Origin of the sequence: Arthrobacter sp. efr-133-TYG-104, assembly GCF_030208915.1 — a bacterium.
Lineage (GTDB): Bacteria > Actinomycetota > Actinomycetes > Actinomycetales > Micrococcaceae > Arthrobacter.
The window spans coordinates 50,714-64,428 of record NZ_JARVTA010000021.1 but is presented as its reverse complement, the minus strand read 5'-3'; the positions used below and the strand labels follow the sequence as shown (position 1 = coordinate 64,428).

General features: G+C 62.5%; 15 protein-coding genes. 12 read left to right on the top strand and 3 right to left on the bottom strand.

The features are described 5' to 3' along the window. Positions 1-394: 394 nt before the first annotated feature. Entirely contained in the window at positions 395-961 is a 567-nt protein-coding gene (locus tag QRN04_RS14785; RefSeq protein ID WP_284976782.1) for a recombinase family protein, read from the top strand. A 159-nt stretch (positions 962-1,120) separates the two neighbouring features. Here QRN04_RS14785 and QRN04_RS14780 read toward each other — a convergent pair whose 3' ends face one another. Together QRN04_RS14780 and QRN04_RS14775 are read right to left on the bottom strand one after the other, a co-directional pair. Beyond that, positions 1,121-2,341 carry an MFS transporter gene (locus QRN04_RS14780; protein ID WP_284976781.1) on the bottom strand — a complete coding sequence of 407 codons (1,221 nt, stop codon included), beginning with the start codon at positions 2,339-2,341 and terminating at the stop codon, positions 1,121-1,123. A gap of 522 nt (positions 2,342-2,863) precedes the next feature. Then, entirely contained in the window at positions 2,864-3,097 is a 234-nt protein-coding gene (locus QRN04_RS14775; protein ID WP_284976780.1) for a hypothetical protein, read from the bottom strand. Between the two features lie 252 nt (positions 3,098-3,349). Between QRN04_RS14775 and QRN04_RS14770 the strand changes: the two genes are divergently transcribed. The 9 genes from QRN04_RS14770 to QRN04_RS14730 all read left to right on the top strand — a co-directional run bounded on the left by QRN04_RS14770 (position 3,350) and on the right by QRN04_RS14730 (position 11,570). After that, the gene (locus tag QRN04_RS14770) at positions 3,350-4,597 is read left to right on the top strand and encodes a GAF domain-containing sensor histidine kinase (RefSeq protein ID WP_284976779.1); all 1,248 of its coding nucleotides are present in this window, start codon (positions 3,350-3,352) and stop codon (positions 4,595-4,597) included. A gap of 584 nt (positions 4,598-5,181) precedes the next feature. After that, positions 5,182-5,748, top strand: a complete 567-nt coding sequence (locus QRN04_RS14765; protein WP_284976778.1) for a recombinase family protein — start codon at positions 5,182-5,184, stop codon at positions 5,746-5,748. A gap of 349 nt (positions 5,749-6,097) precedes the next feature. After that, positions 6,098-6,739, top strand: coding sequence for a GntR family transcriptional regulator (locus QRN04_RS14760; protein WP_284976777.1), 642 nt, complete (start codon positions 6,098-6,100; stop codon positions 6,737-6,739). A gap of 124 nt (positions 6,740-6,863) precedes the next feature. Then, positions 6,864-7,736 carry a fumarylacetoacetate hydrolase family protein gene (locus tag QRN04_RS14755; RefSeq protein ID WP_284976776.1) on the top strand — a complete coding sequence of 291 codons (873 nt, stop codon included), beginning with the start codon at positions 6,864-6,866 and terminating at the stop codon, positions 7,734-7,736. Further along, positions 7,733-8,641, top strand: coding sequence for an alpha/beta fold hydrolase (locus QRN04_RS14750; RefSeq protein ID WP_284976775.1), 909 nt, complete (start codon positions 7,733-7,735; stop codon positions 8,639-8,641). The genes QRN04_RS14755 and QRN04_RS14750 overlap by 4 nt, the downstream gene beginning before the upstream one ends. A 44-nt stretch (positions 8,642-8,685) precedes the next feature. Next, positions 8,686-9,963: a metal-dependent hydrolase family protein gene (locus QRN04_RS14745; protein WP_284976774.1), complete on the top strand. Its 1,278-nt coding sequence runs from the start codon at positions 8,686-8,688 to the stop codon at positions 9,961-9,963. Positions 9,964-10,129: 166 nt separating this feature from the next. Then, entirely contained in the window at positions 10,130-10,621 is a 492-nt protein-coding gene (locus QRN04_RS14740; RefSeq protein WP_284976773.1) for a DUF1097 domain-containing protein, read from the top strand. Between the two features lie 121 nt (positions 10,622-10,742). Further along, positions 10,743-11,045: a hypothetical protein gene (locus tag QRN04_RS14735; protein WP_284976772.1), complete on the top strand. Its 303-nt coding sequence runs from the start codon at positions 10,743-10,745 to the stop codon at positions 11,043-11,045. Positions 11,046-11,060: 15 nt separating this feature from the next. After that, on the top strand, positions 11,061-11,570 hold the full coding sequence (locus QRN04_RS14730; RefSeq protein ID WP_284976771.1) for a flavin reductase family protein: 510 nt from the start codon (positions 11,061-11,063) through the stop codon (positions 11,568-11,570). Positions 11,571-11,862: 292 nt separating this feature from the next. Here the strand turns inward: QRN04_RS14730 and QRN04_RS14725 are convergent, their stop codons facing one another. Next, positions 11,863-12,243 carry a hypothetical protein gene (locus QRN04_RS14725; RefSeq protein ID WP_284976770.1) on the bottom strand — a complete coding sequence of 127 codons (381 nt, stop codon included), beginning with the start codon at positions 12,241-12,243 and terminating at the stop codon, positions 11,863-11,865. A 23-nt stretch (positions 12,244-12,266) separates the two neighbouring features. Between QRN04_RS14725 and QRN04_RS14720 the strand changes: the two genes are divergently transcribed. Then, complete coding sequence (locus tag QRN04_RS14720) at positions 12,267-12,446, top strand: hypothetical protein (RefSeq protein ID WP_284976769.1); 180 nt, start codon at positions 12,267-12,269, stop codon at positions 12,444-12,446. Continuing rightward, entirely contained in the window at positions 12,439-12,837 is a 399-nt protein-coding gene (locus QRN04_RS14715) for a hypothetical protein (protein ID WP_284976768.1), read from the top strand. Before QRN04_RS14720 ends, QRN04_RS14715 begins: the two co-directional genes overlap by 8 nt. The last annotated feature ends 878 nt before the right edge of the window (positions 12,838-13,715 follow it).

The window sequence follows — 13,715 nt, the reverse complement described above, 5'->3', positions numbered from 1 at the left end:
GAAGCGGGACAACAATGCTGCGGCAGCGAGGCTCCGGACATCACGGAAGAGTCACCCCGCAATGATTTAGCAGGTTTCGATCGCCAGACGCCGCGGACGCTCGCCGATAACGGATCGATTCCGCGTCGGCGCGCTGGCCTCCCCTGGTCCTCACCGAATTCGCGGTCGCATCTGTTTTCGCAGCCTACGGCTGTACGTCGCTCTAGAGAGAGCAAAGGCATTCCGATGTCTCCATCCTCTGTAGTAGCGAACATCCGCAACAGTCCGCCATGAGGGCTTGGAGCTCATCGTCAGGCTCCCCGCATCCCAATCTGACAGGTTGCCGTGCTCGCCTTGACTTCTTTCTGAGACAGGCCTAGAACTCAACCTGACGGGCTCAAGTTGGAGGCGAACAGTGGCCGGACAGCGGATCGGGTGCGTGCGTGTAAGCACGGTGGACCAGAACGAGAAACGCCAGCTAGATGGCCAGGTTCTGGACCGGGTCTTCATGGACAAGGCCTCAGGCAGGGATACTTCCAGGCCAGAACTGACCGAGCTGTTGCGTTTCGCCCGCGATGGCGACACCGTGGTGGTGCACAGCATGGACCGGCTCGCGCGCAACCTCGATGATTTGCGCGCCCTCGTCCAAGGCCTCACCCGCAAGGGCGTAAGGGTGGAGTTCGTCAAAGAGAGCCTGGTCTTCACCGGCGAGGACTCCCCCATGGCCAACCTCATGCTCTCCGTGATGGGTGCCTTCGCCGAATTCGAACGCTCCCTCATCAGGGAACGCCAAAAGGAAGGCATCGCCCTGGCAAAGCAGCGCGGCGCCTACAAAGGCCGCAAAAAGACCCTCACACCGGAACGGGCCGCTGAGCTGGTCGAGCGCGCGGGCAGTGGTGTCCCGAAAGCCTTACTTGCGCGCGACTACGGAATCAGCAGGGAAACCGTCTACCAGTACCTGCGTCAAACCAAACTGGAGTAAACCGCTCCCCCACCGGCTCCGACGTGACCTGCGCAGGCTTCTGTTACCCGTCGACCCGTTGTGGGACAGCCTGGGCTTCTTTCACTGCGCCGACATAGGCCACCAGCTTCGTGCCAAGCATGTCCGGTCGGTCGCGAACCCAGTTCAGGCTCAGGAAGCCTAGTGGAATCTTGCTGGGCTGCTGATCACCGAGTTACGTCCGGCGAGCACACCCGTCGCGGCAAGGACCGCCATAACGCCCGCCGTGAGGAGCAGCGGAAGTTCCCAGTCTCCGCTTAGGTCGCGAAGGCCACCGAAGATGACTGGGCCCGCTGCACCTAGTCCGTAACCCACGGATTGCGCCATGCCCGATAGCGACGCTGCCTGCGGGTAATTCACGGTTCGCAGGCTGAAGAGAGACAGGGCGATGACAATGAGGCTCCCGCACCCGATTGCCCCCAGTAGGACCCACAGCAATATGAGGTCCGGCGCGAGTGCGAGCCCGAGAAACGTTACGAACGTGAGCGCGGCACTGGTGAAGGATACGAGCCGCTGGTCCGAACCCCGGTGAAGGATTCCCCCTGTGGCAAGGCTGGCAAAGACGCTGATGAGCAGAAAAACGGAAAGGTGGATGCCAGCGGTGGCAGCGGGGACACCGCGGCTTTGTTCGATGGTCGGGAGCCATGCCATCAGGACGTAAAAGGCGACCGATTGCAGTCCCATGAAGATCGTCACCTGCCAGCCCAAGGCGGAGGCCCAGGGCGACCGGTAGGAGGCGGGGTCCCTCGCGGTGCCACGCGTGGTGCTTATCCCGTGCCGGCGCAGCCACGGCATGAGCACGGCCAAGGCGATGAGGGCCAGACCCACCCAAACCCCGAGGGCAAGCCGCCACCCTTCCGGCGACGTCTGTGCAACCGGAACGACGACGGCGGCCCCCACAGCGGCAAAGGCGGCTTGCGTGGCCGTATAAAATCCAGTGACCCGGCTGACCCTCGTCGGAAAATCACGCTTCACCAGTGAGGGGACCAAGACATTGAGAAACGCGATAGCCAGGCCGATCAGTGCCGTGCCCGCCCAAATGAAGCCAGGCACTGGTAAGGAGCGGAGCACGATGCCCAAGGCGAGGATCAACAGTGACATCCATAGCGCGCGGTCCAGACCCAGGCGGGAAGCGAAACGGGGCGCCACGGGTGAGAAGACCGCGAAAGCAATGAGCGGAAGACCCGTGAGGAATCCCGCTGCCGCGCTGGACAGGCCCAGGTCACTACTGATATTCGCGAGGATCGGTCCCACGCTGACAAAAGACACCCGAAGGTTAACGGCAATGAGCAGAACCCCGATGAAGGCAAAACCGATCCCGGCGGTGCGGCGCGCCGGCGCGTTCCGAGTAGCAGCGGGCATCGTAGGTTCTTCCCTCCTTCGGGAGCTAAGGAGCCTTCGCCGCCCGCTCTTCTCCAATTGCGAACCAGAGCAGGCTCTGACTAAGCGTTTCACTTCGTCGACAACTTACTCTACGGACATGCCGCGTGAGAGCTAAGTAACTGAGCAAGTTTATGGCCCCACTTAATGGCCCCACGAGGGCCACTGGTGCAAGGCCCGGTCCATTCAACACTCGGGCAGGCTTCGCAAATCCCGTCCCTTCCCAAGACAGACAGATCCAGGGGTTCCTGGCCCGGCGTGAGCGGCCGGGTGCTGGCCCCCCGGGAGGACTTACAGCTTCTAGCGCCGGAACGACCGACCGAGCTAGCTCAATGCGCCGGCAGCGGTGTACCGAAAGCCTTCCTTGCCCACGATCACAGGATCAGCAAAGAGGCGGTCCACCAGTACCTGCGCTACGCCAAGCTGGGGTTAGCCCAACCCCCTCCCCCATCAGCGCGGCCGTCAGACCCGGGCCGAAGCGGCCGTAACCTTACGGAAGGGTGCTTATCGGCTTTTCAAGCCGTGGCAGAGGCGGCCTTCAAGAAGAGTTTCACCGCACGTAGGGTGGACGAAGGCGCCGTTGAAGGGTTCAAACCAGTCTTGAACTTTCTCGGGCGCCAGGCCCTGTTGCATGTTCAGCTCGACGTCGCCTTCGAATGTGTTGTTCCGGCAGGTGCCGTCCATCCCGATCGTGATGGCAGGTGTTAAATAAGAGATCGTCGAAGCATTGTTGAGCATTGGTTGATCTATGTCGCGTGCGCCGTCCGATGCCCGGCGGGCGGCTCGGGGTGAGGCGGAGCCATCGACGAATGCCCCTTGAGATAGGGCGCGCCCTGCCCGACCGACATGTCCTGTTTACGGTTTTGAGTGGGTGGTGAGGAGGTGCTTCCAGAACCGGGCTGTTTTGTGACGGGGTGGGGTGGTGTTCATCTGACAGGATGGCTGAATGTGCGTAACCCGAGTACCGGTATTGAGCCCTGGTGACATGAGATGTGTTGGGTCGTCCCGGCCGGTGCGCCAGTGGTGAGGGTAGGTGAGCTGGCCAGGGACGCGGTGCTGTCCCGGAAGGGTTTGCCTATTCCCGGGCCAGGGCTCCGGATCGCCGTTCCGGTGCCCTCGGAGCGCCTGCAGAACCTGGTGGAGTTGGCCCGCACGGTGAGCGGCCAGCCCGTGACAGCGATTAACATCATCACCGAAGATTTGCAGTATCAGGTGGCAAGTGCCGGGATGGAACCGTACGTGTGCAGCCGCGAGGATTCCATGTGCGCGGTCGGTTTCCTGAACGGAACCTCCACGGTCCTGGAGGATGCATCGCTTGACCCCCGGTACAGCTCCAACCCGTACGTTGACGGCACCCGCGGTGCGGTCAGGTTCTACGCTTCGGTGCCGCTGGTCAGCGACGACGGGTTTGTCCTCGGCACGCTCTGCGCCGGGGCAAGAGAACCCGGCCAGCTCAGCGACCGGCAACGCCAGGGCCTGGAGATCCTGGCAGCAGAAGTCGTCGAAGCCCTAGCACTGGAGCGCAGGGCGCGGGAACTGGCCAGCGCGCTGACCGAAGCGCAGCGCAGCAACACCTTACTTGCCGAGTTTGCCGGCCGTATCAGCCACGACCTCCGCAATCCCCTGACATCGATCCTTGGCTACGTCGAACTGAGCCAGGCGGAGGCCCAGAACACTCCTGATGCGAACATCGCCCAGTACCTGGACGTGGTGGCCGGTTCCGGGCAAAGGATGCTCGACATGGTCGAAGACGTCCTTGCTTATGCCACCGTCGGCGGAGATGTCCGGCCGGTCCCGCTTTCCCTCACGGCCCTGGTCAGTGAGGTCCTTCAGGATCTGGACGCGAGCCTTGAGGCAAGCAGCGCCGTGGTGGACTGTGATGATTTGAGCTTCAGTGCCGATCCCGTTCAGATGAGGGTATTGCTGCAGAACCTGATCCATAACTCCGTCGCCTACTGCCGGCCCGGCGTTCCCCCGGTCATACGGGTCACAGGCCAACGCAGAGACGGGAGTGTGGCCGTGCGGGTGATCGACAACGGGAAGGGAATCAGCGAATCCGACCGCGAACGGGTCCTGGACCCGCTGGTCCGTTTACACAGGGAAGGCGACCCGCCAGGAACCGGTCTGGGCTTGGCAACCTGTGCCCGGATAGCGGCGGCCGCCGGCGGCCGCCTGGAGATCGGTCCGGCGTCCGGGCCCGGGACCGTAGTAACCATTCACCTGGGCAGCGACAGCTGATCACCAAACCGTGGGCAGGAAGCGGCGGAACAGTGAGGTAGGCGGTCCGCCCTCCGCTGCACCTGTCGGCATCGAATGTCAGACATGCAGATGGGCACCATCAGCGCACTAGGATGCCGACCAGGCCCGCGGGCACCACGAGCTTGGACAAATTGCGGGGAGCCGTGCCGGTGCCGTGTCGGTCAGGAACGGTGTAGCTACAGTCTCTACGTCAGGGGTCGTAGTGGCGGCCGGGGCAGATAGATAACGTCGGCGTAGGCTGCCAGGAGTTCAATGGACATGAAAGTGCCAGCATAGCCAACGGTCAGGATCACGCCCCTCACATCCTTCACCCTGTCAGGCCTTTTGTCTGTGCCTGCCGACGTGACTGTCGGGCAACGATGCGGCTACGAGAGCAAGCCGCACGTGGCCTCCCGTCCAAGGCGGTCCCGGATGAAACGTCCGTCGGACATAGAAGCATGGTGGGCCTCACCAACATCTGCCATTGGAGTACACCCCAACCAGACGACCGGGACACTTTGTCCTGGCTTTCTTCTGAGAGGAGCTTAGGACTCAACCTGAAAGGACGACGGTTGGAGGCGGCGGTGGCAGGACAACGGATCGGGTACGTCCGAGTAAGCACTCTTGACCAGAATGAGAAACGCCAGCTCGAAGGCCAGGTTCTGGACCGAGTCTTCACGGACAAGGCCTCCGGCCGGGACACTTCCAGGCCGGCGCTTACGGAGTTGCTGCGGTTCGCCCGGGATGGGGACACCGTGGTCGTGCACAGTATGGACCGGCTCGCGCGGAACCTCGATGACCTGCGTGCCCTTGTCCAAGGCCTCACCCGCAAAGGTGTGCGGGTGGAGTTCGTCAAGGAGAGCCTGGTCTTCACAGGTGAGGACTCCCCCATGGCCAACCTCATGCTCTCCGTCATGGGCGCCTTCGCCGAATTCGAACGCTCCCTCATCAGGGAACGCCAGCGGGAAGGCATCGCCCTCGCGAAACGGCGAGGCGCCTACAAAGGACGGAAGAAGACCCTCCCGCCGGAACGGGCAGCGGAACTCGTTCAGCGCGCCGGCACCGGTGTTCCAAAAACCCTCCTGGCCCGTGATTACGGGATCAGCCGGGAGACCGTCTACCAGTACATCCGCCACGCAAAGTTGGAGTGATCCGCTCCCCTTCCTGCACCGTCGATGTGCCATGGTCTGCACGACCATTGCTTTACAGAATCGCGGTTATCGGCTCTTTGTCATGAGCACGGAGAGGGGCTCCGAAGGGGCTACGAGACTACAAGTAGTCCGTTCCCGATTCTGTCCATCCATGTGATGGTGGCCCCCTTTAAGAAGGCTTTTCACGTCTGCGAGCTTGGCTCACGGCGGAGCATTGTCCCGGGCCAGGGCGACATAAGAAGCCCGACGAGCACATTAGCCCATCCACGGCGCTAATTCGTGCGGACAGCGCAATGCTCCTATCCCGCTGATTATCGAGTATCCATAATCGGTGTGAAAGACTGGGTTTATGGCGGGGTCAGCAGCGTTTGAGAACGAGAGCCTTTCGGAAAAGGTCAAGCGTACGATTGTGGACCGCGTCGTTGATGGTACATATCCTCCCGGGATGCGTCTCGTGGAGCTCCAGCTCGCAAAGGAGTTCGGCGTCAGCCAGGCGCCGGTCCGTGAAGCGCTGCGGCAACTGTCGTCAACCCGGCTGGTCGAAAACATCCCCCGCCGCGGCACGTTCGTCCGGTCAGCCTCGCAGGATGACCTCGCGGAGGTCTACTTTGTCCGCCTCGCGCTGGAGGGAACAGCGGCGGCGGCAGCCTATCCGGCACTGCACGCTGACCCCTCGCCATTGCGGGAGGCGCTGGCCGGCATGCGTGAGGCCGCGTTGACGAACGATGCCCATGGCATCGCCAAATACAGTACGGACTTTCACAGGGCTGTTGTGGTTGCGACCGATAACCGGCTGATGCTGGAGATCTGGGACTCCCTTCATGTCGAGGCCCGCACCATGGCCACCGTCGTCCGCGGCCACGTCGCCCTGCACGAAGCGGCCGAAGCCCACGTCCCGATCTTGGAAGCCTTCGAGAGCGGCACACCGGATCTCTGCACCAAGCTCGTTATCGAGCACCAGCACGAGTACTCCATCCTTCCTCAGGGATAGACTCCCTTCCTTCTCCCCGCGAAGCACCTTCCTAAAAAATTATCGATAATCGGTTGTGACGCCGGTCACGAAGCATGTAGAGTCGTTCTCATCAATTATCGATAATCGATCAAGGGAGATCATCTTGAAACTCGTTACCTTCCGCCGCCACGGAGTTCAGCAGACCGGAGTCCTGAACGATGACGTCTCGGCGGTGACTGCCGTGCCGGGCGGGCAGGACCTGCTCTCACTCATCGACCACTGGGCCGAGGCAGCTAACGAGCTCGCCTCCGTGACCGGCGAAGCAATCCCCGTGGCGGACGTTGATCTGCTGGCTCCCATTCCGCTCCCCCGCCGGAATATTTTCTGTGTGGGCCGCAACTACGTTGAACACGCCAAGGAATTCGCCAACTCCGGCTACGACGCAACTGCAAGCGCCACAGCCCAGCCGGAATACCCGGTGGTGTTCACCAAGGCGCCCTCCACGGTCATCGGCACCGGCGCGGACGTTGACCCGCACACCGGGGTGACCTCAGAACTCGACTACGAAGCCGAGCTCGGCGTCATCATCGGTACAGGCGGCCGTGGTATCAGCAAGGGCGATGCCCTGGACCATGTCTGGGGTTACACAATCATCAACGACGTCACCGCCCGCGACCTGCAGAAAGACCACAAGCAGTGGTTCCTGGGCAAGAGCCTGGACACCCACTGCCCGATGGGTCCGTGGGCGGTCACGCGGGACGAGGTCGGTGACGCGCCGCTAGACCTGCACTGCACCGTCAACGGCGAAACCCGGCAAAAGGCCACGACCGCAGACCTGATCTTCGACATTCCCACGATCATCGAAACGATCAGCGCCGGCATCACCCTGCAGCCTGGCGACATCATCGCGACCGGCACCCCGGTCGGTGTCGGCATCGGCTTCACCCCGCCTCGGTTCCTGACCAGCGGAGACGTCGTCGAAATCAGCATCAGCAAGCTCGGCACACTGAGGAACCGGATCGGAGAAGGACGATGAGCACCGCAACCCTCCCCGCAGGACTGACAGAAGTCGGAACGAAGCACCTCTTCGTCGAGACCACAGGCACCGGGGACGATGTTGTCCTGGTCCACGGTCTCGGCGGCACCACCAGCTTTTACGAACCCCTCGTCGCCTCACTTGCCGAACGGTTCAGGGTCACCCGCTACGACTTCGCCGGACACGGACGCTCGCCCAGGGACAGGGAACTGAGCCTGGAATCCCTGGCCGCCGAACTGGCCCTGGTCATCGAATCCCGGACCGCCTCGGGCCGGGCACACCTCGTCGGCCACTCGATGGGAACCCTCATCGTCCAGCAACTGGCGTCAACCCGGCCCGACCTGGTCCAGGAAATCGTCCTGCTCGGCCCCGTCCGCGAGCAGTCGCAGGCGGCCAAGGACGCCACCCGGGCACGCGCAGCCCTCGTCCGGGCGAAGGGCATGGCGGCTGTGGCAGACACCATCGCCAACGCCGCCACCGCCGACTACGCAGCCCTAGGAAACCCTCTGGTCCGCCCGTTCGTCCGTGAACTTCTCCTTGGCCAGGACCCCGAAGCGTACGCCCAGGCCTGCGAAGCCCTGGCCGCCGCCACCAACCCGGACCTGACCGCAATCCGATCCAAGGTCCTGCTCCTGACCGGCAGCGAGGACAAAGTCAGCACCCCGGCCTCCAACGAAGCCATGTCCGCAGAACTGGGCAGCGCCGAACTTCTGATCGCACCCGAAACCGGCCACTGGACGGTACCCGAGGCGCCGGACTTCGTCACGGCCGCCGTCGTCGACTTCCTGACCACCACGACACTCAAGCCAGACATGAAGAAGACGTGCGCGTGCAGTATCGCCAGCCCCGGCTGCCAGTCACGCCGCCAGCAGACCATCACCATGCAGATCCGCAAAACACCATAACAACCCCCGCACCGTCTCCACCTCAAGATAAGGACAACGAAGTCATGTCGAAAACCCTCTTCACCAACGTCAACATCCTTGACAGCACCGGCGCCCAGCCCTTCCTGGGCGAAGTGCTCATTGTCGATGAGCGCATCACCGACGTCCGCCCCGGTTCCGGGAACTTGCCCCGAGAGGGCGCCAAGATCATCGACGGCCGAGGACAGACCCTGATGTCGGGCCTGTGCGACGCGCACACCCACTTCACCTGGAACAACGGGTCCCTGGACGCACTGGGCACCATGCATGTTGAGGAGCACCTCCTGCATTCCATCCGCTCCGCGAAAACCTACATCGACTACGGCTATACGATGTGCTTCGGCGCCGCCAGCGCCAAGAAACGCCTCGACGTCGTCGTCCGCAACGCCATCAACGCAGGTGACGTCCCGGGCCCCAGGTACCTGGCCAACGGGCAGGAAATCGCCACGACCGCCGGCGAGCTCGTCCCTGGCATCACCCAGGTCGCCGACGGGGTCGAGGAGATGCGCAAAGTCGTCCGTGAAACCATCGGCCTGGGCGTGGACCAGATCAAACTCAGCATCTCCGGCGAGGAAATCACCGGGACGCAGGCCGCCACCGACACCTACATCACCGAAGAAGAACTCCAGGTCGCCGTCGATGAAGCCCACCGCCGTCACGTGCGCGTCTGCACCCACGCCCGCAGCCGCGACTCCGTGATCATCTCGATCAAGACCGGCGTGGACATGATCTACCACGCCTCCTACATCGACGACGAAGGCATGGACCTGCTCGAAGCCGCCAAGGACCGGGTCTTCGTCGCCCCAGCCATCAACTGGCTCGTCGCCACCATCAACGACGCCGAAGCCTTCGGCTACTCCCACGAAGACGCCGAAAAGGCCGGCTACGTCCACGAACTCGAAGTCGCCATCAAAGGCATGCAGGAAATGCGCCGCCGCGGCATCCGCGTCCTGCCAGGCGGAGACTACGGCTTCGCCTGGACCCCCCACGGCACCTACGCACGGGACCTGGAGCACTTCGTCAAGCTCTTCGGCTACACGGAAATGGAGACCATCATCGCCGCCACCGCCCTCGGCGGAGAACTGTTCCAAAAGCCCAACGAGCTCGGCAAGGTCCTGCCCGGATTCTACGCCGACCTCATCCTGGTCGACGGCAACCCGCTCGAAGACATCACCATCCTCCAGGACATCACCAAAATCACCGCCGTAATGAAAAACGGAGAATTCCACCGCGAACCGGTCGAAAACACACCAGCCGCCCCCGAAAGCGCCGACCCCGCAGACCTCGCCCTGACCCACCTCTAACACCCTGTTCTATGGCCCCGGCCCCCGGCCGGGGCCATAGAACCACGTTCACCCCTCCAAAATGATCAAACGCTCCCGCATTCTGTGCGCGCTGAGAAGCGTGCACCTCCCCTAGCTTTCCTTTTCAAAAAGACAATGACGCCATTTTGACCCTAAGGAACCACCAATGAAGCCCCTCATCATCATCGGAATCACCGCCGGGATCCTCGCCGGCCTCTGGACCCAATTCAGCACACCCCTTGGCCTTATCACCTGGGTCGGCTTCCTCTCCTGGGCATGCTTCTTCGCCGCCGGCGGGAAACGCGCCGGGCTCCTCAAGACCATGCCCGCCAACCTCTCAGGAGTCCTATGGGGCGCCGTCATCCTCTGGGCAGCGGCGAACCTCCCCATCCCCGGTGCGCTCGGAATCTCCGTCGCCATCGCAGCCTTCGCCATGTGCGTCCAGGCCCGTTGGAGCGTCCTGGGCTTCATCCCAGGAGCGTTTGCCGGATGCGCCGCCTACTTCGGCACCACCTTCGACGCAGCCGGCACCTGCCTGGCCCTGATTGCCGGCGCCTGCCTTGGCTGGCTCTCCGAATACACCGCAGGAATCCTGACCACCACCCGCAAAAAAGACCAAACACCCGCACCAGTCGCGAACACCCAACCCGTCGCCTAAAACAACAGCAAGGCCTCTCCACCGCCCAACCCCTCCCAGGTGCCACCGGCGACGCTCCCCGGCGGTCGGTGGCACCTGAACCCAACCCAGCCCGCCACCGCCACCACCTAAAGGAACCGCGATGAACGCACCAACCGCCCATGCAGCCGCCGGGTCCTACCCGATCGAACACAGAACCTCCACATCCCAGCCAGCACGGTCCTTCAGGGTCGATGACTGGTTCCGCCTCCCCACAGCAACAGTGGAAATCCGCCGAAACGGCACCTACGTCAGAACCGCACGCGTCGAAGAAGCCACCCCGGACTCCCGGATGCTCTGGCTCTCACCCGAAGGCGTCGACTCACGCATCCTCATCGACAAACTCGACGGATACGAAGTGTGGATCGACCCCCACCAGCTCTACTACATTCCGTCACAGCGATAACCGAAGGGGGCAGCCATGACTACCGTTACCGAACGGCCCGGCACCATCGACCCGACCCACGTGCGGGACGTCATGTCCAGGGTGCCCACCAGCGTCACCGTCGTCGCCGGACAGCCTGAACTTACCGGTGAACGCGCCGCCATGATCATCGGATCATTCGTCTTCATCTCCGCAAACCCCTGCCTGGTCGGCTTCTTCGTCGGCCACGAGTCCTCCACCTGGCCACAGCTCAATAAAGCCACCGTGCTCGGCATCAGCACACTGGGATCCGCACAGGCAGGCTTCTGCCGCAAACTGGGTAAGAAGGAAGCCGACCGCTTCGCCGACCCCTTCTGGACCCACGGGACCTACGGTGCCCCACTGGTCACAGGCGCCGTCGCAACCATGGAATGCCAAATCGAGAACGTTACGCCCATCGGGGACCACGCCTTCGTCCTGGCCCGAGTCCTCGGCCTCAGCACCGGCAGTCGCACAGACCCACTCGTCTTCCAAAATCACGGATTCTCCGGCCTCCTCCCCCACTGACGCCCCAGTGCCGCCACTGAGAAACGGGAGTAAGCCGTCCCCACCGTGCCGCAGTTTTGCCACAACCGGACGTCGCCATAGGTTGACGGAATCACCATTATCGGCGTTAGCAACGGGAGTAGAAGAAGTAGCTGCGAGAACTCCCGCCTCCCGACGTATTCAACGTTTGCGCAGGTCAGGAGCAGCTTTTCCTTCGAATCGAATCACGTTGAAGCTAGCCGGATTTGCCGCGTTCACCGCGGTTCACCGCGAAAGCTATAGGTTTCCTGCATCTAATGCATGTTTCCACGGTTTAGGGGTTGCGGTGAATGGTTTCGTCCCGCGGATGCTGGTTGATCAAGACATCGGGCTGTTCCAGGCCGACGAACGGGTTTTCACTGCGATGCTGGACGGCTGGCGCGCACAGATGCTCGCGCGAGCCCTCACGACCGAAACCATCAAACAGCGCTGCCGGCTGCTGGAACGGTTTCAGAAGTTCACAGGTGAGTTTCCGTGGCAATGGCGCCCGGCGGACATTGAGGATTTCCTGGCTGATCTGCGGTCCGGCGAGAAGCCCATCAGCCTGAAAACGCTGCGCTCGTACAGCAACGCCGTGGTGATGTTCTGCTCCTACCTGACGCACCCTGGTTATGGTTGGGGCGAGTTCTGCGAACGCACATTCGGCGATTGCCAAGCCAAATCTGCTTCGAGTGGAACATGCCCAGGCACACTACCGACAAGGCGGTGCCGGCGCAGCGGCGGTCATTCACCAAGGCAGAACTGCAACGGCTCTTCGATCACATCGACGATCTCATCGACCGAGAATACGCGGCCGGCACCAAGCGCTGGCTGCCCCTGTTCCGCGACTCGGTGGCCTTCAAGGTTGGCTATGCCTAACTGGCTCACCGACAACGGCTCCAGCCTCGACGGGCTGACCCAAGCTCATCTCGACCTCTGGCAAGCAGAAGGACCCACCACCAGGCGGATCGCCGAACACTTCCTGAAATGGGCCATCAAGGCCAAGGCCGCTCCTGCAGGGCTGACTATCATCTCGCATCCTCGTGGAACCAGCGCCAAACTCGATAAGACAGGGCAGGCCGAAGCATTGAACCGCGTGCTCAACGCCGGCGGTCAAATCGAGGCACGCGATCAGGCCGCCGCGATCCTCGTCTTCGGGCAACAGGCCGAACGCATTGCCCAGCTCGCCTGGGAAGACGTGACGGTCACCGAAGAACTCGTCACGGTCCAGCTCGGATCAATAAACATCGCTGCCAAACCTGTTGGATGAGCCGTGGCGGGAGCTGGCAGAGAACCCGACGCATGGCCTCACCGCCGCACATCCCAACAGCAACTGGGTCTTCACCGGACGATCCCCAGGAAAACACATCCACCCCGGCCACCTAACCCAACGCCTGACCCGGATCTTCAGTACCCGCGCCGCGCGGCTCGGAACACTCCACGAACTCACCAAACTCGCCCCCCGTCGCCATCATCGCCGAGACACTTGGATACTCCCCCACGACCATCGAACGCCACGCCACCAGCTCAGCCGCCAGCTAGCCCAATACATAGCAGCCGCTCACGAGTCTCGGACAACGGGAGACCGCGACCGGCGGAGCGGTTACCGTGTCGGACGATCGAGAAACTCCTGAAGGGCCGGTCCCAAGACGCGGCCGAGAAACTCCGTCCAGATCGCCGCGTCATGTTCGTCGTAGTATGCGAACCAAACATCGCTTGAGTCGGTTGTTGCGGAAGTTGGTGCAAACGATCGAAGGTAGTGCTCTCGCACGTCGGGGGGAAGTTGGGATAGGAACTGCTCATCTGGAGGCGGCAACGTGACGGCGACTTGGCTGATGATCTGGAGCGCCTCTCGCCGCCTAAGCTCATCAAGGAGGGGCCATAAACGGACCCGATTAAAGCCGGTTGCGCGTTCCGGCGTCCTTGATTGCTCGAACTCGACTACGAATCGGTTGCCTGCGCGAGTATCCCAGCCGCTTTGGCCGCATTGGACGGCAATGATGAGGTGATCATCAGCCCATGGCCGAGTCCAGGCATTGCTGCCCAGTCGCTTGAACCCTTCTTCCTTCAACCAAGGTCCTAAACCCGGCCGAAGAACATCAACTAAGTCACGCGATCTGAAGGTGTCTGCACGGGGCGCCCGACGGG